Source organism: Robbsia sp. KACC 23696 (genome assembly GCF_039852015.1).
Taxonomy (GTDB): domain Bacteria; phylum Pseudomonadota; class Gammaproteobacteria; order Burkholderiales; family Burkholderiaceae; genus Robbsia.
The window spans coordinates 2,379,471-2,400,397 of the sequence record NZ_CP156626.1 but is presented as its reverse complement, the minus strand read 5'-3'; the positions used below and the strand labels follow the sequence as shown (position 1 = coordinate 2,400,397).

The following is a 20,927-nucleotide window of genomic DNA, read 5'->3' as shown; positions in this document are numbered from 1 at the left end:
ACGCCGTCGTGCCACCGCTGCCCGTTACACACTACGATGTATTGATACGCAGGGCTGCGGAGGGGGTAATGGACGCGGAAAGGAAAGCGCGGGGAAGCCGATTTCGCAGAGGAAGCATGGAGACCGGGCTGACAGACCCGTCCACGTTTTTCCCCTTGGTTGCGGGGCTTCACCCTATCGTGTGCCGTCGATCGGATTGAAAATCAAAAGACCAGAGTCGATCGACGTCAATCAAACATATCGTTTGGCACAACAGGCGCCTACGTCCATCACGGTAGTGTAACAGATGTCGCGGCGGGAGCAATAGCCGACGTCAAAAATGCTTGCACCGGTGCCGCCGCGCGTCTATTCGGACGCGCAGCGGCGGTGTGACGTCTTACAGATGGCTGTCCAGGAAGGCGGTCAGCTGGGACTTCGACAGCGCGCCAACCTTTTGCGCTGCAACCGAGCCGTTCTTGAACAAGATCAGGGTCGGGATGCCGCGGACGCCGAACTTGGCCGGCGTCGACTGGTTTTCGTCCACGTTGAGCTTGGCGATCTGCACTTTATCGCCGTACTGCTGCGCCACTTCGTCGAGGATGGGGGCAATCATCTTGCACGGGCCGCACCATTCTGCCCAGAAATCCAGCAAAACCGGCTTGTCCGCTTTGATCACGTCGCCGTCGAAGGAGGCGTCGCTGATGTGTTTGATGTGTTCGCTCATGGATGAAATAACCTTGTTGCGTCCGCGCTCGCGTCGGGAGTCGCTGGCCTGAACGGCATAGCGCTCAGGAGTAGGGGGCCTCGCCGGTCGGTAGGGGTGCCTGGGAAGCCCAGCCATCCTTGTCTACCGTGCCACGAAGGGGGGTGCCCGTCGCAAGTGAACTAGGTTGTCAAGATACACTAAATCGGCCAATGTGTCCGGCGCCGCCGTGGCGTCACATGCCACGCCTAACGACAATATGAATGCATTCGCGCGAATAACAAGGGCCCCCGGTCTTCTCTGGTTCACCGCAAGATGCTTGCCTGACGCCCGAGGTTCACGCTATAATCGCGAGTTCTCCCTTGCCACACCGGCGGGGCGGTCAGGTTCTCTCGGCTTTCCCCGGGTTTTTTCGGGGCAAGCCGGCGTAGGGCTCCGGCCGCGGCGACCGGGTGGCTGTTAACCCAGAAGGAGCGCGTATGTCGCGTCACTACGAAATCGTCTTTATCGTACACCCGGATCAGAGCGAGCAAGTGCCCGCCATGATCGACCGGTACAAGTCCACGATCACCGCCAAGGGCGGCCAGATCCACCGCGTGGAAGACTGGGGCCGCCGTCAATTGGCGTACCAGATCGAGAAGCTGGTGAAGGCACACTATATCTGCCTGAATGTCGAGTGCGGCCAGGAAACGCTGGAAGAGCTGGAACACGCATTCAAGTTCAACGATGCGGTGCTGCGTCACCTGATCGTCAAGACGAAGAAGGCCGAGACCGCCCCGTCGCCGATGATGAAGGAAGTGCAGCGCGAAGAAGCGCGTAAGTCGGCGGCAGCAGCCCGCCCGGCCGACGCGGCCCAGGCTTCGGCCTGAGTGCAGTCGTCCAGGACGTTCAACGCAGGGAAGGTTTCGCGATGAACCGCTTGCAGCTGGATGGAACGGTGCTTGAGCGCAATACACTGCGCTTCACCCCTGCGGGGGTGCCCGTTCTCGATCTGAAACTGCATGGGGTCTCGCAAGTCGAGGAGGCCGGCTTCAGCCGGCGCGTCGAAGTGGTCGTCCCGGCACGGGTTGCCGGCGGTCTGACCGACGCGTTGCAGAAGTTGGCACTCGACAAGCCGGTGCGATTCACCGGTTTCCTCGCTCCGCTGAAACAGCAGTCCCGGACACTGATTTTTCACATCACCGATTTGCAAGACATCGTTTAGCAAGATTAAGGATAAGGACACATCATGCCGCGTCCCACCGGAAAGAAGTTCGAAAAGCGCCGCCCGCAACAAAACCCGCTGTTCAAGCGGAAGAAGTTCTGCCGCTTCACGGCAGCTGGCGTCGACTACATCGACTATAAAGACATCGATACGCTGAAGGACTTCCTCAGCGAAAACGGCAAGATCACGCCGGCCCGTCTGACGGGTACGAAGGCACGCTACCAGCGCCAGCTGGGTACGGCTATCGAGCGCGCACGCTATTTGTCGCTGCTGCCGTACTCGGACCAGCACAACAGCTAAGCCTTCGGCATAAGGAGAATTCGAAATGGAAGTTATTTTGCTGGAAAAGACCCAGAACCTGGGCAACCTCGGTGACATCGTGCGCGTGAAGGACGGCTATGCCCGTAACTTCCTGTTGCCGCGCAAGATTGCTCGTCGTGCGACGGCATCGGCTGTGAAGGAATTCGAAGCACGCCGCGCCGATCTGGAAAAGCTGGCAGCCGAGAAGCTGGCAGTCGCGCAAGCGGCTGGCGAAAAGCTGGCAGCCTTGACGGTCACGCTGTCGCAAAAGGCGGGCGTTGACGGCCGTCTGTTCGGTTCGGTGACGAACCACGACGTGTCGGCCGAGCTGAACAAGCTGGGTATCGAAGTGTCGAAGCAACAAGTTCGTCTGCCGGAAGGCATCATGAAGACGATCGGCGAACACCCGGCGCAAGTGCTGCTGCACACGGACGTGGTGGTCGACATCACCGTGACCGTGGTTGGCGAAGCGGTGTAATAGACAGCGCCGCCTGTCCGCTCGGCAGACTGTGTCTTGCCGGTGTCGGACAGTGTGAGCGTATGATCCGGAGCGGCTCGACCGCGCCCGGATGCGCCACGTAAATGCGTGGTGTTGTCTACGAAGGCAAAGGCCGGGTTTCCGGCCTTTGCCTTTTTTCATTTGTCCTGCGCTGCATTCCGCTTCGTCGCGGCAGCCCTTTATAATGGGTCCCCATGAACGTACCGAATAAAGATCCGCAGCTCGACTCGCTGAAAGTCCCGCCCCATTCCATCGAGGCGGAGCAATCGGTATTGGGCGGCTTATTGCTCGACAATGCCGCCTGGGACCGGATTGCGGACTTCGTCAACGAAGGCGATTTCTATCGTTACGATCATCGGATCATCTTTCAGCATATCGGTCGACTGATCTCGACGGCCCGTCCGGCCGATGTCATCACCGTTTTCGAGTCGCTGACGCTCGCCGGCAAGGCCGACGACGTCGGTGGGCTGACCTATTTGAATTCGCTGGCGCAAAACACGCCCAGCGCGGCGAATATCCGTCGCTACGCGGAAATCGTGCGAGATCGCGGCGTGCTGCGCAAACTCGTCACGATCGCCGACGATATTTCCGGCGGCGCCTTCAACCCGCAGGGACGGGAGGTCCGGCAACTGCTGGACGAGGCCGAATCGAAGATTTTCGCCATCGCCGAGGAAGGCGCGCGCTCGCAACAGGGCTTTCTCGAAATTAAGCCGTTGCTGTCGCAAGTGGTCGAGCGGATCGATACGCTGTATCACCAGGACAACAGCAGCGATGTGACCGGCACGCCGACCGGTTTCATCGATCTGGACCGGATGACCTCGGGGATGCATGGCGGCGAGCTGATCATTATCGCGGGTCGTCCGTCGATGGGGAAAACCTCATTGGCGATGAATATCGGCGAGTATGTCGCCATTGAATATGGCTTGCCGATCGCCGTCTTCTCGATGGAAATGCCGGGTACGCAGTTGGCCATGCGGATGCTCGGTTCCACCGGACGTCTCGACGCGCATCGCCTGCGTACCGGCAAGTTGACTGACGACGACTGGCCGAAACTGACGCACGCGGTGCAGAAGATGGGCGAGGCGCAGATCTTTATCGACGAGCAGGGCGGTCTGAACCCGATGGAGCTGCGCGCGCGGGCGCGGCGCCTGTCGCGGCAATGCGGCCAACTCGGCCTGATCGTGATCGATTACTTGCAGCTGATGTCCGGTTCGAGTTCCGGCGAGAACCGTGCGACGGAAATTTCCGAAATCTCGCGCTCGCTGAAGAGCTTGGCAAAAGAGCTCAATGTGCCCGTCATCGCGCTGTCGCAGTTGAATCGGAGTCTGGAACAGCGGCCGAATAAGCGCCCGGTCATGTCCGATCTGCGTGAATCCGGCGCTATCGAACAGGATGCCGACGTGATCCTGTTCATTTACCGCGACGAAGTCTACAACCCGGACACGCCCGACAAGGGCACGGCCGAGCTGATCATCGGTAAGCAGCGGAATGGTCCGATCGGCACGGTGCGCCTCACCTTCCTGGGGCAATATACGAAGTTCGACAACTTCGCCGGTGGCAATGCTTTCTTCGCTGCAGAGTAGCGATCCGAACACGGAGTCTAATCCGAGGGACATGCAGGCGTCGGGGCGGTTACAATACGACTTTTTTGTGACAGCGAAACCTGGCGTGAGCCGGGTCGCCCCGGGGTCTCCTTATGTTTGGTCGGTTCATGCCTACCGAAGGCAAGTTTTTCGAAATCTTCAATGCCCATGCGCGCTGCATCTCTGAAGCCAGTATTGAGCTGAAGTTGTTGATCGAGCATATCGACGACGTCGAGGTCTACAAGCGCAATGTGACGGCCCTTGAAAAGCAGGCGGACAAGCTCACGCGCGATACGACGGACTTGCTGCACAAGACCTTCATCACGCCGCTCGATCGCGATGAAATCCACAAGCTGATCACGACGATGGACGACATCATCGATCTGATCGAAGACGTCGCGACCGCGGTGTCGCTGTACGACGTCACCAGCGTGCCGTCCGATGCGGCCGAGCTGGCCGAGATCTGCGTCAAGTGCTGCAAGGAAGTGGAAAACGTCGTTCAGCGCCTGCACGATCTGCGCGATCCGGCGGCCATCCTCAAAGGCTGCGAGATCATCGACCGTCTGGAATCGGATGCCGACAAGATCCTGCGTTCGGCCATCTCGCGTCTGTTCCGTCAGGAATCGGATGTGAAAAATCTCATCAAGCTGAAGGCCATCTACGAATTGCTCGAAGAGGTCACCGACAAGTGCGAGGATGTGGCAAACATCATCGAAGGCATCGTGCTTGAAAATGCATAACGGATAGCTGATGGCTTCGATACATATGGCTTTATGGGCGCTCGTCGCGTTGGTGGCGGTCGCATTGGTTTTCGACTTTCTGAATGGTTTCCACGACGCGGCGAATTCGATCGCGACCGTGGTTTCCACCGGGGTGTTGAAGCCGCAGCAGGCCGTCGCGTTCGCGGCTTTCGCCAATGTGCTGGCGTACTTCATCTTCCATTTGAAGGTGGCGGCGACGGTCGGGCGGGGTACGATCGATCCGGAAATCATCGATCAGTACGTGATTTTCGGGGCGCTGCTCGGCGCGATCGGCTGGAACATCATCACTTGGGTGTTTGGTATTCCGTCCAGCTCCTCGCACGCCTTGATCGGCGGCCTGGTCGGTGCGGCGGTGGCGAAAACCGGCGGGTTCGCCGCGTTGAATTACGACGGCCTGTTGAAGACCGTCGCCTTCATCTTCATCTCGCCGCTGCTCGGTTTCGTCTTGGGCTCGATGTTCATGGTGTGCGTTTCCTGGATCTTTTTCCGAACGCCTCCGTCGCGCGTCGATCGGCATTTCCGACGTCTGCAATTGGTGTCGGCGGGCCTTTACTCGCTCGGCCATGGCGGCAATGATGCGCAGAAAACCATCGGCGTGATCTGGATGTTGCTGATCGCCAGCGGCTATGTCAGCGCCACGGCCGACGCGCCACCGTTATGGGTGATCGCCTGCTGTTACTTCGCGATCGGCCTTGGCACCTTGTTCGGCGGCTGGCGTGTGGTGCGCACGATGGGGCAGAAGATCACGAAGTTGAAGCCGGTGGGCGGTTTCTGTGCCGAGGCCGGGGGTGCGGTGACGCTGTTCACCGCGTCCTGGCTCGGCATCCCGGTGTCGACGACCCATACGATCACCGGTGCGATCGTCGGCGTGGGTGCGACGCAGAAGCTGTCGGCCGTGCGTTGGGGCGTGGCGGGGCGGATCGTCTGGGCCTGGGTCCTGACGATTCCGGCCTCCGCGGTGCTCGCCGCCGCAGGCTGGTGGTGCGGCCGCTGGCTGTTCTGATCCGGCCTTGAACCGGCGCTAACGCGCCGCGCACCGCGCGCCGCCTGAACCGTGAGGCGGCCTGCGGTGCGGTCTGCGGTGTTGATGCGCTGGATGTCTCTCGGCGGGTCAGCGTGCCTGCGCGGCGATTCGTGCGATCGGATCGTCGATGTTGCGGCTTGCCGCGTCGGCGCGCGCGATCACGGCACCGATCGGATCATCGCTCGACGGTGCCGTCGCGCGTGCGGCGATCGATGGCGGCGACTGTGGCACCACTTGGGGCGCCGCTTGTGGACGGGGCGCCACATCGCTGACCGGTGTCCGGGATTGTTGTGCATAGGCCGTTTCCGGCGCGATCACCGGCGCCACGCCAGGCGGCGTCATCGGGGCACTTGGATCGAGCGGCACCGGCGCCGTCGCGCGGCGGCCCGCGATGCGGCGGATGCCGTCGAAGTGGCGCGCCCAGTACGGATTCGAGATGTAATCGATGCGCACGGTCCCGCCAGTGGACGGCGCATTGACGAAGCGGTAATTGCCGACATAGACGCCGACGTGCGAGTACGGCCGTCCATCGGTGTTGAAGAACACCAGATCACCCGGCGCGATTTCATCCGGCTCGACACTGCTGCCGGAATATTGCATTTGCGAGGTCGTCCGCGGCAATTGCACATCGGCCGCATTTTCAACAACATAGCGCACCAGCCCGCTGCAATCGAAGCCGGACGCGGGCGTATTGCCGCCCCACTTATACGGAATGCCGACGAGGCCCATGGCCTGCATCGAGATCTCTTCCTGTCCCACGCTGTGATCGACGAATTTCGGTAAGCCGCGCGGCGGCGTTTTCGGCCCCCAGCCATCGAGTTTGGTGCGAACCCCCCCGGCCGCGGCCGATTGGCTCGAGCGCTCGCCGGGTGCCGTCCCGCAGGCACCCAGCACCAGTAAGCACGTCAATGTGGCAGCGGAGACGATCAGCCGCGTGGCGGGGATCGCCGACGCGTGCTGACCCGCTGCACGCGCAGGGGTGGCGGGCAACAGGATTAGCTCGGTCGAACGCGAAGCTCGGCGCATACGGGGCGATGGCGTACTGAAAAACGGGCCGCGCGGTGCCGCCATAGCGCTACAGGGCGCAGGCAAGGCCGTTCGGCGGAACAGATACGCAGAAGGGAACGATCCTTTTATCTTAACTGCCGCCGTCGGGGACGGCAACCGATGTTGACGCCTCACATCAGAAATACGCCGTAAACGGCTGAAATCGGAGTCTTTTTTCGCGGCTTAGCCTCGGCGCGCTCCGTACGCGGCGTGGCGCCAAATACAATGGCCCGGCACGCATGCGCGACGCCGGGCCATAAGGAAAACGCCCGCGGGGCAGCGAACTGCTCTGCGGGCGCGGGAGAGAGGCGGTGGCCGACGGTACCGTAACGGCGCACCTTCGGCGAAATCGTCGCCGTCTTACAACATATCGGATGCGTAGTCGGCCAGACGCGAGCGTTCGCCGCGTGCCAGCGTCACGTGACCGCCGTGCGGCCAGCCCTTCAGTCGATCGACGACGTAGGTCAGGCCCGAGCTGCCTTCGGTCAGGTAAGGCGTGTCGATCTGCGCGATATTGCCCAGACACACGATCTTCGTGCCCGGACCGGCGCGCGTGACCAGCGTCTTCATCTGCTTCGGCGTCAGATTTTGCGCCTCGTCGATGATCACGTACTTGTCGACGAAGGTCCGGCCGCGCATGAAGTTCATGCTCTTCACCTTCAAGCGCGAACGGATCAGATCCTGCGTCGCGGCACGGCCCCATTCGCCGGCCGAGTCGTCGCTCTTCTGCAGCACTTCCAGGTTGTCGTCGAATGCGCCCATCCACGGCTGCATCTTCTCTTCCTCGGTGCCCGGCAGGAAACCGATATCCTCGCCCACCGGCACGGTGGCGCGGGTGACGATGATTTCGTTATAGCGCTTGTCGTCGAGCACCTGCGCCAAGCCCGCTGCCAGTGCCAGCAGGGTCTTGCCGGTACCGGCCTGGCCCAACAGGCTGACGAAATCGACTTCCGGGTTCATCAGCAGGTTCAGGGCGAAGTTCTGCTCGCGATTGCGCGCCGTGACGCCCCAGACGTTGTTCTTGTGATGTCCGTAGTCGCGCAGCGTTTGCAGCAAGGCGGTGCGGCCGTTGAGTTCTCGGACGATCGCATGGAAGGCCGGTTCGCCGTTGTTCGGCTCGAGATAGACGAACTGGTTGACCAGCATCGCCGGCACCGATGGGCCGGTCAGGCGATAGAAGGTCGTACCGGTCTTGACGTCCTGCCAGCTTTCCATCCCCTTGCCATGACGGGTCCAGAAATCCTTCTGCAGGGCGAACACGCCGGTGTACAACAGATCCTTGTCTTCGAGGACCTGGTCGTTGTAGTAATCCTCGGCGGCGAGCTGCAAGGCATGCGCCTTGATGCGCATATTGATGTCTTTCGACACCAGGACGATATCGCGCTCGGGCTGCGAGACTTCCAGCGCGCGGACGACGCCGAGAATCTGGTTGTCGGCCTTGCCGGCCGGGAGGCCCGCCACCGGCGGCACTTCCTTCAGCGAGGTCTGGAAGAACAGGCGGCCGCGCGCTTCGCGGTTGCCGAGACGGGACAGTTGCAGGCCCGCCTGGATATCGGCGTCGCCGGCGACCAGACCATCGAGGATACGGCTGACCTGACGCGCGTTACGCGCGACTTCAGACATGCCCTTTTTGTTGTTGTCGAGTTCTTCCAACGTCATCATCGGCAGATAGACGTCGTGTTCCTCGAAGCGGAACAGCGAGCTCGGGTCGTGCAGCAGGACGTTCGTATCGAGCACGAACAACTTCGTGCGCGTACTGACGGCCGCGCGCGCGCCGCCCTTGGCGGGGCGTTGCGGTTGCGCGCCGGCTTGATTGCCGCCCGTGTGATGACGCAGATTCTCCGGGATCTTTTGATGATCGCGGGCGTGGAGCGGTGCGTCGTCAGCCGTTTCGATACGCTCGGCACGTTGTTGCGCCGGCACGGGCGTCGAACGGTCGGGCGTATGGGCTGCACGGGCCGGAACGTCGGCCGGCGCGGCATGTTGCGGCGCGGACGTTGCCGCGGCCTGCACGGCAGGCGCGACGGCCGGCGCGGGGTGTCCCGCGGCCTTGGCCGAGTGCGTCGTTGTTTCGGGATCGCGCAGAGCGGCGGGAATGGCTGCCGGGATCGACGTACCGCTCAGTTCGGCGGTGGCGGTCGGCAAATATTCGACCTCGTCGATGGTGGCGACATCGGCATCTTCCGCACGCGCGGATTTCTTTTTCGACGCCGGGGACGGGCGCAAACGCGCCTTATATTGGTCCGCCGGTAGCAGGTCGCCAAGCTTCGAAGGCAAGGAGGGCAAAGGCATCAAGAACTCCTATCGGACACAAGCGGACGGCGCGGCCGAATGACCGCGCCATGGATAGCGAAACTAGGGGTGCCGCTGGCTTGCCATGGGGTTGAGGTTGGAAAACATAAGCGAAAAAGCCGCCTCGCCCGAAAGGAGCGACGGCGGCTTTCTTCGCGCCAGGTCCGACAGACATCGCGGACGGCGCGGTAAGCAAAGCAGGCAGTGAGGGCCTCGGCAGGGAGGCATGCGGAACGAGTCCGTGCGAATGCGTGCGTCATTGACCTCACTATATCCCGGCTTAGCGCGATGATTCAAGTGTTTGCACGGCGGCCAGGACGTCGTCCGCGTGGCTGTCGACTTTCAAGCCGCGCCAGGCGTTGCGAATCGTGCCGTCGGCGTCGATGACGAAGGTCGATCGCTCGATGCCACGCACCGTTTTGCCGTACATCTTCTTCTCTTTCATCACGCCGTACAGCGCGCAGACGGCTTCGTCCTTGTCCGAGACCAGCCCAAACGGCAGTTCCAATTTTGCCTTGAAGCGCTCGTGCGAGGGCAGGCTGTCGCGGGAGACACCGACGATCACTGCATTGGCATCGGCAAATGCCGGCGCCAGATCGCGGAAAGCCATGCTTTCCTTCGTGCATCCGGGCGTGCCGTCCTTCGGGTAGAAATACAACACGACGTGTTTGCCGCGCAAAGCACGCAGCGTCAGCACGCCTTTTGTCGCATCGGTTTCATCGCCTTGGGTGACGGGCGCGGTAAAGTCCGGCGCCGTCATTGCTACCGTCACCGCCGCGACCACGCCGCCGTTCACGTCCGGAACGGAAGCGGCGGCGCCGGCGGTGGGAGCGAGGGAGGCAGTCGACATTGCGCAATTCCTTTTTTTTATGGGTGCCGTCCCCCTCGGGCCGGCGGGTGAATGGGGCGGCTTACCGTGCGGCGCGGAGCCTCAGACCGTCCCCGGCTCAATCATCAGCTCCCCGGAGCGTCCGGGAATGCTGCCCCAGGCAAACTGCCGGACCGGCAGCGTCGCGGGATCGAGCGTGGCATGGTAATCGGCCATCGAAACCAGCCGATGTCCTTGTGCGACCCAGCCGCGCAGCAAGTCCCGGAACACCGGAGCGAGTTTTTGACCCTCCAGTTCCGCATGGAGGGTGAAGACATGATCGCGTGGCCCGTGTTGCGCCGCCGCATCACCTGGCCCACCGGCTGCCGTATAGGTCAGCAGATGGTCGGCGACATTGTCCACGGTGACGTCGTCGATGCCGATCAGTTCATCGAGCGTCGGCAACGTTGTCGGCATCTGTATATGGGATAGCACGCGCTCGCCGATTATCGGCCGGTAGGGCGCATCGCCACGACCGTCCGAGGCATACGTCATGCCCCATTTGTCGATCAGCGCAAGTCCGTGCTCGTTCATCTGCCAACCCGCGGCGCCATGCGTCGACGGGGCGGCGCCGAAGATCGACACGAAGCGATCGTGCGCGCGTTGCATTTGCGCGCAGGTCCAGCGCGCATCGTTGCTGCGGCCGCGAACATTGTCCTGCCAGTAGACATGATCCCAGCAATGAATGCCGACTTCGAAACCGGCATCCCGCACGGCACGCATCTCCGCGGCCGCGCGCACACCGATATCGGGGCCCGGCAGCAGCGTGCCGTACATCAGCGTCTTGAGCCCGTAGTGCTCGACGACCGATGTACGGGAAACCTTTTTGAGGAAGCCCGGGCGAAATACCCGGCGCAGCGCCCAGCCCGTGTGATCCGGGCCGAGGCTGAAGAGAAACGTGGCGCCCGCGCCGACGTCGCGCAGCATGTCGACGAGCGTCGGCACGCCTTCGCGGGTGCCCCGCAGCGTGTCGACGTCAATCTTCAGAACGATGAGAGCCAAATGTCAGTCCATCAAGGCGCGGGCTTCGACGACTTGCGAGCGGTAGGCTTCGAACAGCTGCCGCAGCGCGTCGTCCATCGAGACTTCTGGCTTCCAGTCCAATTCGGCCATCGTGTTGTCGATCTTCGGCACGCGATGCTGAACGTCCTGGTAACCGGTGCCATAGTAGGCGCCGGACGACGTTTCCACGACTTGCACGGCCTTTGCGCCATCCCGGTATTCAGGAAATTCCGCTGCCAATGCCAGCATCTTCGTCGCCAGTTCGCGTACCGAGATGTTGTTGGTCGGGTTACCGATGTTATAGATCTTGCCGCTGGCGATGCCGCCGGCGTTGTCGATGATCTTCATCAGCGCCGAGATCCCGTCGCCAATCCACGTGAACGCGCGCTTCTGTGCACCGCCGTCGACGAGATTGATATTCTCGCCGCGAACGATATGCCCGAGGAACTGCGTGACCACGCGGGAACTGCCTTCCTTCGCCGTATGGATCGAGTCCAGGCCCGGGCCCATCCAGTTGAACGGGCGGAACAGCGTGAAGTTCAGGCCTTCCTGCATGCCGTAACCCCAGATCACGCGATCGAGCAATTGCTTCGAACAGGCGTAGATCCAGCGCGGCTTGTTGATCGGGCCATACACCAGCGACGAGCTTTCCGGATCGAATTCGCCGTCTTCGCACATACCGTACACTTCGGACGTCGACGGGAAAACGAGGTGCTTGCGATACTTGACCGCGGACCGGATGATCGGCATGTTCGCCTCGAAATCGAGTTCGAACACGCGCAGCGGCTGCTGCACATAGGTAGCGGGCGTCGCGATGGCAACCAGCGGCAGGATCACGTCGCACTTGCGCACGTGATACTCGACCCACTCCTTGTTGATCGTGATGTCGCCCTCGAAGAAATGCATGCGTTCATGCTTTGCCAGATCGCCCAGGCGATCGCTCTGCATGTCCATGCCGTACACGTCCCAGTCCGTCGTTTCCAGAATGCGCTTCGACAGGTGGTGGCCGATAAAGCCGTTGACGCCAAATATGAGAACCTTTTTCTTCATGAGTCGCGAGAAGGGAGTGAAAGTCGCAACCAGTCGGCGGCCGTAATCGGCACATCGTCCAGCCGCAGTTCGCGGATCGCGAGGGCGCGCCCATCGCCACATACGCCAACGATTGCATTATCCACCACATGAAAGCCGGGCGGCAAATCCGCGTGAAGCGCGGCGTTGCCGGACGGCATGCGTGCGGCGGCAAGGATAAAGCGCCGGCCGGCGGCATCTTCCCAGAAGGCACCTGGGTAGGGCGGCGCGACCGCTCTGACCAGGTTATACACCTGCTGTGCCGGCTGGGACCAGTCGATACGACCGTCTTCCGGCTTGCGGCCACCGAAGTAAGACCCGGCAGCCAGATCGTTCGCCAGCCGCGGCGCCGAGCCGGCCAACAAGGCCGGCAGCACGCCCCAGAGCGTCTGCTCGGCGGCCACGGTCACTTTCTCGAACACCTGATGCGCGGTGTCGTCGGGCAGGATCGGCACCGCCGTCTGAGCCAGAATCGCGCCGGCATCCGGCTTGGCCGTCATTTCATGCAGCGTCGCACCGGTTTCGGTTTCGCCGCGCAGGACGGCCCAGTTGACTGGGACCCGGCCACGGTATCGCGGCAATAGCGAGCCATGCAGATTATAGGCGCCGCGCGGCGTGAGGCCCAGCACATCCACCGGCAACATATGCCGATAGTAGAAAGAGAACAGGAAATCAGGCGCGCCGCCGGGCAGGCCTTGCAGCGCCGCCTGCAACGTCCGGCCATCGGCAATCTCTGCCGCACTGGGCCGAATCGTCGGAATGCCGTAATCGGCCGCCACGGCCGCGACACTTTCGAACCAGATCAGTTCTTCGGGGTTGTCCTCGTGCGTCACCACCAGCGCCACGTCCACGCCGCGCGCCAGCAGCACGCGCAGGCAGCGCGCGCCGACGTTGTGGTACGCGAACACGACGGCTCGCCGCCCCGAGGACGCGATAGAGGCGCTCATCGATCGACCCCAGTGGGGCGATCGGATGGCGTCGATGCGGGCACCGTGCTGCCGTAAGCGCCCGGCATGTCCGATGCCAGCGGCACCGGTACGGTCGCCTGGTCGGCAAAGCGCGTCGGGTGATCCGTCGCGTTCGGCGCAGCCGCCGACGGGCCGGACGAACCGGGTGCGGGCGCATCGCCGCTCAGCAGCGTCTGCACGAGATAACGCGGCCGGCCGCGCACCTGTTGGTAGATGCGGCCGATGTATTCGCCGAGCAAGCCCAGGGCGAACAGGATGATGCCGATCATGAAAAAGTTGATCGCGAACAGCGTGAATACCCCCTGGACTTCCGCGCCCAGCAGGAAGCGGCGGAACATCAGCAGGAAGAACAGCGCCGCGGAGCCGGCCGACATCAGCACGCCGACAAACGACAGCATTTGCAACGGCACGACCGAGAAGCCGGTGACCAGGTCGAAATTCAGGCGAATCAGCGCATACAGCGAGTATTTCGACTCACCGGCAAAGCGTTCCTCGTGGGCGACGTCGATCTCGGTCGGATTCTGCGCGAACGTGTAGGCGAGCGCCGGAATGAAGGTGTTGATCTCGCCGCAACGGTTGATCGTCGAGACGATGCGCTTGCTGTAGGCGCGCAGCATGCATCCCTGATCGGTCATCTTGATGCGCGTGATCCGCTCGCGCAGCCGGTTCATCGAGCGCGACGCCGTGCGTCGGAACCACGTGTCCTGGCGATTCGCGCGAATCGTGCCGACGTAGTCATAGCCTTCGCGCATCTTGTGCAGCAGCTTGCCGATTTCTTCCGGTGGGTTCTGCAGATCGGCGTCGAGCGTCACGATGACGTCGCCGCGCGCGTATTCGAACCCCGACAGAATGGCCATGTGCTGGCCATAGTTGCCGTTCAGCAGGATGACGCGGGTGACGTCGTCGCGCAGCGCGAACTGGTCGGCGAGCATCGCCGCCGAGCGATCGCGACTGCCGTCGTTGATGAAGATGATCTCGTAGGCGGCGCCGAGTGCGTCCAAGGCCGGATAGAGCCGGTCGAACAAGGCGGTAAGGCCAGCTTCCTCGTTGTAGACGGGGATGATGACGGAGAGCTCAGGTGACGTCATTGAAAATCGATGGTTCGTGAAACGGAAACGCGCGCAGGCGCCGGCGTCCGCTGCCTACAAGCGGCAGGGTGCGATATATCGTGCTTGCCGCGCGGCGGACGCCGGGACAAGGCGTCGGAGCCAGCGCGCGCGTGCAAGGTAAGGGCGTCGTCAGAATTGCGCATCCACAGCCGCCACGACGCGATCGACGTCGGCGTCGGTCATCGCCGTGAACAGCGGCAGCGAGACCGTGCCGGCGCCGATGCGTTCGGTGTGGGGGAACATGCCCTCACCGAAGCCCCGTTGCCGGTAGAGGGTAAACAAGTGGACCGGCGGATAATGGACGCTGGTGCCGATGCCGCTTTCCTTCATCGCCATCATGAAGTCTGGCCGGGTAGGACAGCCGGCTTCGCCGATCGGCAAAACGATCTGGAACATATGCCAGTTGCTATTGTCGAAATCGGCCAACGGCAGCGCGACGCCGGCACGCACCGCCGCACCGTCCTTGAACCGGTCGAAGTAGCGCTGCGCCAAGACGCGGCGCCGTGCGTTGAAACGGTCCAGATGCGGCAATTGCCCCAGTCCGACGCGCGCGGCGACGTCGGTCAGGTTGAATTTTCCGCCCAGCACATCGACGTCCATGCCGTCGATGCCGGTGCGCGTCACGCCCTGCAGGCGGTATTTTTCCGCCAGCCGCGCTTCCTCGGCGTTGTTCAGCACGAGGGCGCCGCCCTCGATCGAGGTCAGGTTCTTGTTCGGATGAAAACTGAACGAGATCATATCGCCGAAACTGCCGATTTCCCGGCCGTTCCAGCGCGCACCCAGCGCCTGCGCCGCGTCTTCCACGACACGCAGACCGTGGCGCTCGGCAATGGCGTAGAGACGATCCATATCGGTCGGCAAGCCCGCCAGGTGAACGGGCATCAGCGCGCGCGTACGCGGCGTGATGGCCGCTTCCAGCAGATCCAGGTCGATATTGCGCGTTTTCGGATCGACATCGACGAAGATCGGCGTCGCCCCCACGGCAATGATGACATTGCTGGTCGCGACCCAGGTCAGTGGCGTCGTGATGACTTCGTCGCCAGGACCGATGCCGGCAACGCGCAGGCCGATCTCGAGTGTTGCCGTGCCGCTGTTGAAGGTCCGCACCGGACGGCCGCCGAAACGCTCCGAGAGCGCGGCCTCGAAGCGCTGGTTCTGCGGGCCGGTGGTGATCCAGCCGGACCGCAGAACCTCGGCGACTCCGGCGATCGTCTCTTCGTCGATCTCGGGGCGGGTAAAGGGCAGGAATTCGGCCTGCACCGCGGGCGTTTGCGTCATGAAAAGAGGTGTCCTAGTGCTGCGGGCCGAAGCGACCGTGGAAAGGGCTCTGGCGCGCGGTTGCGATCATGCCATCAATTGCCTTAGGTATCCATTAAAGCACGACGTTGGCGTGGACCAAAGCGTATCTGGGACGGCATCCCCGTCCGGTGGAATCCGCCGCGAGGCGCTTTCACTGCCCCGATTGTGCCATGTCCGGCGGGCGCGTCCGGGAAACGCCGCTTGCGAGCGGCGTACGCGATACCACGACGCGCCGGGCATCGTAGGCGACGATCGTCATCGGAAGATGCTTGGCATGGAGCACGTGATACAGCGTCGGCGTCATGATGGCATAGGCCGGGCCGCCGTCGCGCCAGCGGGTTTCCCACGCATCGCTCGACGCGGCCACCGACGTGAAGGTGCGACGCAAATAGAACGATAGCGCCTCGTCGATCGGCCCGACCGCGTAGAACGGCGGGTCCACGGCGTTCTGCGGTGCTTGCGCGATCACGGCACGGACGCGCGCCGCCAGTTGCACGCCGGCCGTCGGGCGCCCCAGCAACTCGTGCGCGTTGCCCGCGATCGCCAGGCCGGCATACCAGGCGGCGGCATAGACGAGCCAGGTCCGTGCGCCCAACCGCCGCGCGAGCACGCCCGCGACGGCCAGGCCGAGCAGCGCGACGCCGAGCCCGAGCCATAGCCATGTCTGAAAGTGCCGATACAGCACATTCGGCGTGGCCGCGCTGCCGAAATTCGTCAGGTAGACGATGCCCAGCGCTAGGGTGATCAGCAGCACCGCATAGCCGGCCAGATGGCGTCGAATCCGGTGGGCATCCCGACTGGGCAGGTAGGCGCCCACCAGCAACGCCAGGGCCGGCGTGACCGGCAGCGTATCGGACAGCAGCTTCGATGCCGACGCGCTGAAAAAAAGACAGATCGTCGCCACCCAGGCCACCAGCAGGCAGGCGGGCGAGAAGCGGTTGGTCTGTCGCGGCAGCCGGAGCGCACGGCGCATACTTTGCCAAAGCAGAGATAGCCACGGCAATGCGCCGATCAGACAGACGGGGATGAAAAAGTAGAACGGCTGAGTCGGATGCAGGCCGCCGACGAGATAGTCTTGCAGCGGGGTCGTGACGAAAAATCCTGCCACAAAGCCGGGATAGCGCCATTGCATCGCGATGAACCAGGGAGCGGCGACGACGCAGAACAGCAGCAGGCCACTGAACAGGTAGAGCCTGCGCCAGATCGCGAAGTCCCGGGCCACGACGGAGTAGATGAGCAGCACGATCGCCGGCAGCGCGATGCCGATCACCCCCTTGCTGAGGACGGCTAGGGCCATGGCAATCCAGCAGAGCCACATCCAGCCGCGTCGGCCGCGCAGCACGTCGATCGCGCTGCCGCCGATTGCCCCGGCACCGCCGACCGAGCCGCCAGGGCCGATTGCGCCGATTGCGCCGATTGCGCTGACCGAGCCGACGGCGCCGCCCCCGCGCATGCCCACCAGGGTGTCCGGCGCACGCTGGGCCAGCAGCATCGCGCACAACGCGACCGTCATCATGGCCGACAGCCCCATGTCCAGCGAGGCGTAATGCCCCAGCAGGTGCCAGTAAGGGGTGGCGAACAGGGCGGTCGCCGCCAGGATGCCTGCCGGGCGGCCGTACAGTCGGACCCCGGTATAGCCGACGAACAGCACGGCGCCGAAGCCGCACAGGGCGGTCCATAGCCTTGCCTGCCATTCGCCCAGTCCGAACAGCGCAAAGCCGGCCGCCGTCGCCCATAGCTGCAGCGGCGGCGTGGTCAGCGCGGGGAGGCCGTTGTAGCGGGGCGTGAGCCAATCGCCGCTCGCCAGCATTTCGCGTGCGATCTCGGCATAACGGCCTTCATCGGCCGGCAGCAGCGAGCGCACGCCCAAGGGGGCGAACCAGGCGAGGGCGAAGAGCCCCACCAGCAGCAGAACCGCGCCACGGGTCAGCGTCAGCGGGGCGCTGCCGAGGGGGGCACGCCGGGAACTGGCGGAAGCGATCAATCGGCTTTTTCGAGGAGCAGCGCGGCCGCCACCCGGCGGCCTTCGGCGGCCAGGATATTGAAGGTCCGGCAGGCGGCGCCGATATCCATCGTTTCCACCCCGATGCGCTTGGCGGTCAGGGCCGCGTACAGACGCGGATGCCCGAAACGCAGCTTTTTGCCGGTTCCGAGGAGCACCAGTTCGGGCGTTGCATTGACCAGCGGCTCGAAATGCGCGGGCGCCAGCGCCTCGAAGCGCGTCGGATCCCAGGGCAAGGCCGGGCCGTTCGGCAGCAGCAGGACGCTGTGTGCGAATCGGGTCTTGTTGATCTCGACATAGTCGTCGCCGTACCCGGTCACGACATTCAGCACGCCGGCGGCTTCAATGGATTCCTGCTCCAGTTTCACGCGTTGCTCCCTGTCCGCTGTTGGTCCAAACTCTGTCATAATTCACCGGATTATAGCGTTGCCCAGCCGCTTCCCATCAGGAAGTCCCAGGAAGTCCCGGCCTGTCCGCACCCATCGGTGCCGATCGTGTCGCGCAGCCGTCTCGCACGACCTTCGGCCCAGCCGCTTGCCATCCATCCGCTTTCCGTTCCACTTTGCCGCCGTGAAATCCATCCATAAATCGAACAAGCTGGCCAACGTTTGCTATGACATTCGCGGTCCGGTGCTCGACGAGGCCCGCCGTCTCGAAGACGAAGGGCATAAGATCATCAAGCTGAACATCGGCAATCTTGCGCCGTTCGGCTTCGATGCGCCCGACGAGATCGTGCAGGACATGATCCGGAACCTGCCGGCCTCGTCCGGCTATTCGGATTCGAAAGGGGTCTTCGCCGCGCGCAAGGCGGTGATGCATTACTCGCAGCAGAAAAATATCGCGGGGGTGGGTCTCGACGATATCTACATCGGGAACGGCGCGTCGGAACTGATCGTGATGGCGATGCAGGCGCTGCTCAACGAGGGCGATGAAGTGCTGCTGCCGGCGCCGGACTACCCGCTGTGGACGGCGGCGGTCAGCCTGTCGGGCGGAACCCCGGTGCACTATGTCTGTGACGAGGGCAACGACTGGCTGCCGGATATGGACGATATCCGCGCGAAGCTGACGCCGAACACGCGCGCGATCGTCGTCATCAACCCGAATAATCCGACCGGGGCCCTGTACCCGGACGATCTGTTGCGCGAGATCATCGCCTTCGCGCGCGAACACGATCTGATCGTCTATGCCGATGAGATCTACGACAAGATCCTGTACGACGGCGCGACGCATACGTCGATGGCGGCGCTGTCCGAGGACGTGCTGACGGTCACGTTCAACGGCTTGTCGAAGAGCTATCGCTCCTGCGGTTTTCGTGCCGGCTGGATGATCGTCTCCGGCGACAAGCGGCGCGCGCGGGACTACATCGAAGGCCTGAACATCCTCGCGTCGATGCGCCTGTGCGCCAATGTGCCGGGGCAGTACGCGATCCAGACCGCGCTGGGCGGCTATCAGAGCATCAACGATCTCTTGCTGCCGGGCGGGCGTCTGTACGAGCAGCGCAACCTGGCCTACGACATGTTGACGTCGATCCCCGGCGTCACCTGCGTGAAGCCGAAGGCGGCGTTGTATCTGTTCCCGCGCCTCGACCCGAAGATGTATCCGATCGCCGACGACCAGCAGTTCATTCTCGAGCTGCTGCGCGAGGAGCGCGTGCTGCTGGTGCAGGGGACGGGTTTCAACTGGGCGACGCCGGACCATTTCCGCGTGGTGTTCCTGCCGAACGTCGTGGATCTGAAGGTCTCCGTCGAGCGGATCGGCCGTTTCCTCGAAAGCTATCGAAAACGTCACGGCGCCTGAGCGCCGCTTCATTCATCTCTTGGACTGACACTGCAGTATGGAATCGATCAAAGCAGGCCTACTGGGCTTCGGAACCGTCGGTGGCGGCACGTATTCGGTCTTGCGCCGGAATCAGGAAGAAATCAAGCGGCGCGCCGGACGGGGCATTGAAGTCGCGCGCATCGCCGTGCGCACGCCGGCCAAGGCGCAGGCGGCGCTGAGCGCAATCGTGACGCAGGAAGCCGGTGCGGAAACAGCGCTGGCCGCGGGTGCCGGCAGCTTGCCGTTGATCGACAGTGACTTCGACGCGCTGGTGCGCGATCCGGCCATCGATATCGTCATCGAGACGATCGGCGGCACCGACCGGGCCCGCGAGTTGGTGCTGGCGGCCATCGCGCACGGCAAGCACGTCGTCACGGCGAACAAGGCACTGCTCGCCGTCCATGGGATGGAGATCTTCCAGGCCGCGCACAGCAAGGGCGTGATGGTCGCCTTCGAGGCGGCGGTGGCCGGCGGTATTCCGATCATCAAGGCGCTGCGTGAAGGCCTGACCGCGAACCGCATCACCTGGATCGCCGGCATCATCAACGGCACGACCAATTTCATCCTGTCCGAGATGCGCGACAAGGGCTTGGACTTCGCGACGGCATTGGCCGATGCGCAGCGCTTAGGCTATGCGGAAGCGGACCCGACCTTCGACGTCGAGGGTGTGGATGCCGCGCACAAGCTGACGCTGATGAGCGCGATCGCGTTCGGCGTGCCGATCCAATTCGATCGCGCGCACATCGAAGGCATCAGCAAGCTCGATGCGATCGATATCAAATACGCGGAACAACTGGGCTATCGGATCAAGCTGCTCGGCATCACGCGGCGCTCGGCGAAGGGCATCGAACTGCGCGTGCATCCGACGCTGGTGCCGTCGTCGATGCTGATCGCCAATGTCGAGGGCGCGATGAATGCGGTGGCCGTCAACGGCGATGCGGTCGGCATGACGCTGTATTACGGCAAGGGCGCCGGCGCGGAGCCGACCGCTTCGGCCGTCGTCGCCGATCTCGTCGACGTGACCCGCCTGCACACGGCCGATCCGGAGCATCGCACGCCGCATCTGGCGTTCCAGCCGGACCAGCTGTCGGACTTGCCGGTGTTGCCGATCGATCAGATCACCAGCGCTTACTACCTGCGGTTGCGCGTTGCCGACGAGCCGGGCGTGCTGGCCGCCATCGCGAGCCTGCTGGCGGATCGGGGCATCTCGGTGGACGCGCTGATCCAGAAAGAGTCGCGCGAAGGCGAGGGCGAGACGGACCTGATCGTGCTGACGCACGGGACCGTCGAAGGCAATCTGCGCCAGGCGTTGGCGAAGATCGAAGCCTTGTCGAGCGTGAAGTCGCCCGTGTCGCTGCTGCGCACCGAGAACCTGTAATCGCGAAATTCCGTTAAAGGCCA

General features: G+C 63.2%; 19 protein-coding genes and 1 pseudogene. 9 read left to right on the top strand and 11 right to left on the bottom strand.

Annotated elements, in window-relative coordinates; all coding sequences use genetic code 11:
* Positions 1–376 precede the first annotated feature (376 nt).
* Positions 377–703 (bottom strand): thioredoxin TrxA, encoded by a 327-nt coding sequence (gene trxA / locus ABEG21_RS10050; protein ID WP_347554497.1) that lies wholly within the window; start codon positions 701–703, stop codon positions 377–379.
* A gap of 458 nt (positions 704–1,161) precedes the next feature.
* On the opposite strand from trxA, the gene rpsF reads away from it, so the two are divergent.
* From rpsF to ABEG21_RS10015, 7 genes are all read left to right on the top strand, one after another.
* Positions 1,162–1,551, top strand: coding sequence for a 30S ribosomal protein S6 (rpsF, locus tag ABEG21_RS10045; protein ID WP_347554496.1), 390 nt, complete (start codon positions 1,162–1,164; stop codon positions 1,549–1,551).
* Positions 1,552–1,592: 41 nt separating this feature from the next.
* Positions 1,593–1,886, top strand: a complete 294-nt coding sequence (priB, locus tag ABEG21_RS10040; RefSeq protein ID WP_347554495.1) for a primosomal replication protein N — start codon at positions 1,593–1,595, stop codon at positions 1,884–1,886.
* A gap of 24 nt (positions 1,887–1,910) precedes the next feature.
* The gene (gene rpsR / locus ABEG21_RS10035) at positions 1,911–2,186 is read left to right on the top strand and encodes a 30S ribosomal protein S18 (protein WP_347554494.1); all 276 of its coding nucleotides are present in this window, start codon (positions 1,911–1,913) and stop codon (positions 2,184–2,186) included.
* Between the two features lie 25 nt (positions 2,187–2,211).
* Positions 2,212–2,664 (top strand): 50S ribosomal protein L9, encoded by a 453-nt coding sequence (gene rplI / locus ABEG21_RS10030; protein ID WP_347554493.1) that lies wholly within the window; start codon positions 2,212–2,214, stop codon positions 2,662–2,664.
* Between the two features lie 215 nt (positions 2,665–2,879).
* The gene (locus tag ABEG21_RS10025; protein ID WP_347554492.1) at positions 2,880–4,268 is read left to right on the top strand and encodes a replicative DNA helicase; all 1,389 of its coding nucleotides are present in this window, start codon (positions 2,880–2,882) and stop codon (positions 4,266–4,268) included.
* A gap of 113 nt (positions 4,269–4,381) precedes the next feature.
* On the top strand, positions 4,382–5,008 hold the full coding sequence (locus ABEG21_RS10020) for a DUF47 domain-containing protein (protein WP_347554491.1): 627 nt from the start codon (positions 4,382–4,384) through the stop codon (positions 5,006–5,008).
* 10 nt (positions 5,009–5,018) lie between these two features.
* Complete coding sequence (locus ABEG21_RS10015; RefSeq protein ID WP_347554489.1) at positions 5,019–6,032, top strand: inorganic phosphate transporter; 1,014 nt, start codon at positions 5,019–5,021, stop codon at positions 6,030–6,032.
* A 408-nt stretch (positions 6,033–6,440) separates the two neighbouring features.
* On the opposite strand, the pseudogene ABEG21_RS10010 reads toward ABEG21_RS10015, so the two are convergent.
* The 10 genes and pseudogenes from ABEG21_RS10010 to ABEG21_RS09965 all read right to left on the bottom strand — a co-directional run.
* Positions 6,441–6,983: pseudogene (locus ABEG21_RS10010) on the bottom strand (C40 family peptidase); the annotation flags it as partial.
* Positions 6,984–7,460: 477 nt separating this feature from the next.
* On the bottom strand, positions 7,461–9,392 hold the full coding sequence (locus ABEG21_RS10005) for a PhoH family protein (protein WP_347554488.1): 1,932 nt from the start codon (positions 9,390–9,392) through the stop codon (positions 7,461–7,463).
* Positions 9,393–9,672: 280 nt separating this feature from the next.
* The gene (locus tag ABEG21_RS10000) at positions 9,673–10,152 is read right to left on the bottom strand and encodes a peroxiredoxin (RefSeq protein ID WP_347556718.1); all 480 of its coding nucleotides are present in this window, start codon (positions 10,150–10,152) and stop codon (positions 9,673–9,675) included.
* A gap of 171 nt (positions 10,153–10,323) precedes the next feature.
* Positions 10,324–11,262 carry a 4-deoxy-4-formamido-L-arabinose-phosphoundecaprenol deformylase gene (locus ABEG21_RS09995; protein WP_347554487.1) on the bottom strand — a complete coding sequence of 313 codons (939 nt, stop codon included), beginning with the start codon at positions 11,260–11,262 and terminating at the stop codon, positions 10,324–10,326.
* Between the two features lie 3 nt (positions 11,263–11,265).
* Complete coding sequence (locus ABEG21_RS09990; protein WP_347554486.1) at positions 11,266–12,312, bottom strand: bifunctional UDP-4-keto-pentose/UDP-xylose synthase; 1,047 nt, start codon at positions 12,310–12,312, stop codon at positions 11,266–11,268.
* Positions 12,309–13,277, bottom strand: a complete 969-nt coding sequence (locus ABEG21_RS09985) for a formyltransferase (RefSeq protein ID WP_347554485.1) — start codon at positions 13,275–13,277, stop codon at positions 12,309–12,311. Before ABEG21_RS09985 ends, ABEG21_RS09990 begins: the two co-directional genes overlap by 4 nt.
* Positions 13,274–14,386, bottom strand: a complete 1,113-nt coding sequence (locus ABEG21_RS09980) for a glycosyltransferase (RefSeq protein WP_347554484.1) — start codon at positions 14,384–14,386, stop codon at positions 13,274–13,276. Before ABEG21_RS09980 ends, ABEG21_RS09985 begins: the two co-directional genes overlap by 4 nt.
* 150 nt (positions 14,387–14,536) lie before the next feature.
* Positions 14,537–15,685, bottom strand: a complete 1,149-nt coding sequence (locus tag ABEG21_RS09975) for a DegT/DnrJ/EryC1/StrS aminotransferase family protein (RefSeq protein ID WP_347554483.1) — start codon at positions 15,683–15,685, stop codon at positions 14,537–14,539.
* 172 nt (positions 15,686–15,857) lie between these two features.
* Positions 15,858–17,690, bottom strand: coding sequence for a phospholipid carrier-dependent glycosyltransferase (locus ABEG21_RS09970; protein WP_347554482.1), 1,833 nt, complete (start codon positions 17,688–17,690; stop codon positions 15,858–15,860).
* Positions 17,687–18,076: an Mth938-like domain-containing protein gene (locus ABEG21_RS09965; protein ID WP_347554481.1), complete on the bottom strand. Its 390-nt coding sequence runs from the start codon at positions 18,074–18,076 to the stop codon at positions 17,687–17,689. The genes ABEG21_RS09970 and ABEG21_RS09965 overlap by 4 nt, the downstream gene beginning before the upstream one ends.
* 202 nt (positions 18,077–18,278) lie before the next feature.
* Between ABEG21_RS09965 and ABEG21_RS09960 the strand changes: the two genes are divergently transcribed.
* On the top strand, positions 18,279–19,505 hold the full coding sequence (locus tag ABEG21_RS09960) for a pyridoxal phosphate-dependent aminotransferase (RefSeq protein WP_347556717.1): 1,227 nt from the start codon (positions 18,279–18,281) through the stop codon (positions 19,503–19,505).
* Between the two features lie 37 nt (positions 19,506–19,542).
* Positions 19,543–20,904, top strand: a complete 1,362-nt coding sequence (locus tag ABEG21_RS09955) for a homoserine dehydrogenase (RefSeq protein WP_347554480.1) — start codon at positions 19,543–19,545, stop codon at positions 20,902–20,904.
* Positions 20,905–20,927 lie beyond the last annotated feature (23 nt).

Coding starts and splice junctions, on each gene's coding strand:
- trxA (WP_347554497.1), bottom strand. CDS start 703: ATGAGCGAACACATCAAACACATCAGCGACGCCTCCTTCGACGGCGAC.
- rpsF (WP_347554496.1), top strand. CDS start 1,162: ATGTCGCGTCACTACGAAATCGTCTTTATCGTACACCCGGATCAGAGC.
- priB (WP_347554495.1), top strand. CDS start 1,593: ATGAACCGCTTGCAGCTGGATGGAACGGTGCTTGAGCGCAATACACTG.
- rpsR (WP_347554494.1), top strand. CDS start 1,911: ATGCCGCGTCCCACCGGAAAGAAGTTCGAAAAGCGCCGCCCGCAACAA.
- rplI (WP_347554493.1), top strand. CDS start 2,212: ATGGAAGTTATTTTGCTGGAAAAGACCCAGAACCTGGGCAACCTCGGT.
- ABEG21_RS10025 (WP_347554492.1), top strand. CDS start 2,880: ATGAACGTACCGAATAAAGATCCGCAGCTCGACTCGCTGAAAGTCCCG.
- ABEG21_RS10020 (WP_347554491.1), top strand. CDS start 4,382: ATGTTTGGTCGGTTCATGCCTACCGAAGGCAAGTTTTTCGAAATCTTC.
- ABEG21_RS10015 (WP_347554489.1), top strand. CDS start 5,019: ATGGCTTCGATACATATGGCTTTATGGGCGCTCGTCGCGTTGGTGGCG.
- ABEG21_RS10005 (WP_347554488.1), bottom strand. CDS start 9,392: ATGCCTTTGCCCTCCTTGCCTTCGAAGCTTGGCGACCTGCTACCGGCG.
- ABEG21_RS10000 (WP_347556718.1), bottom strand. CDS start 10,152: ATGACGGCGCCGGACTTTACCGCGCCCGTCACCCAAGGCGATGAAACC.
- ABEG21_RS09990 (WP_347554486.1), bottom strand. CDS start 12,312: ATGAAGAAAAAGGTTCTCATATTTGGCGTCAACGGCTTTATCGGCCAC.
- ABEG21_RS09985 (WP_347554485.1), bottom strand. CDS start 13,277: ATGAGCGCCTCTATCGCGTCCTCGGGGCGGCGAGCCGTCGTGTTCGCG.
- ABEG21_RS09980 (WP_347554484.1), bottom strand. CDS start 14,386: ATGACGTCACCTGAGCTCTCCGTCATCATCCCCGTCTACAACGAGGAA.
- ABEG21_RS09975 (WP_347554483.1), bottom strand. CDS start 15,685: ATGACGCAAACGCCCGCGGTGCAGGCCGAATTCCTGCCCTTTACCCGC.
- ABEG21_RS09955 (WP_347554480.1), top strand. CDS start 19,543: ATGGAATCGATCAAAGCAGGCCTACTGGGCTTCGGAACCGTCGGTGGC.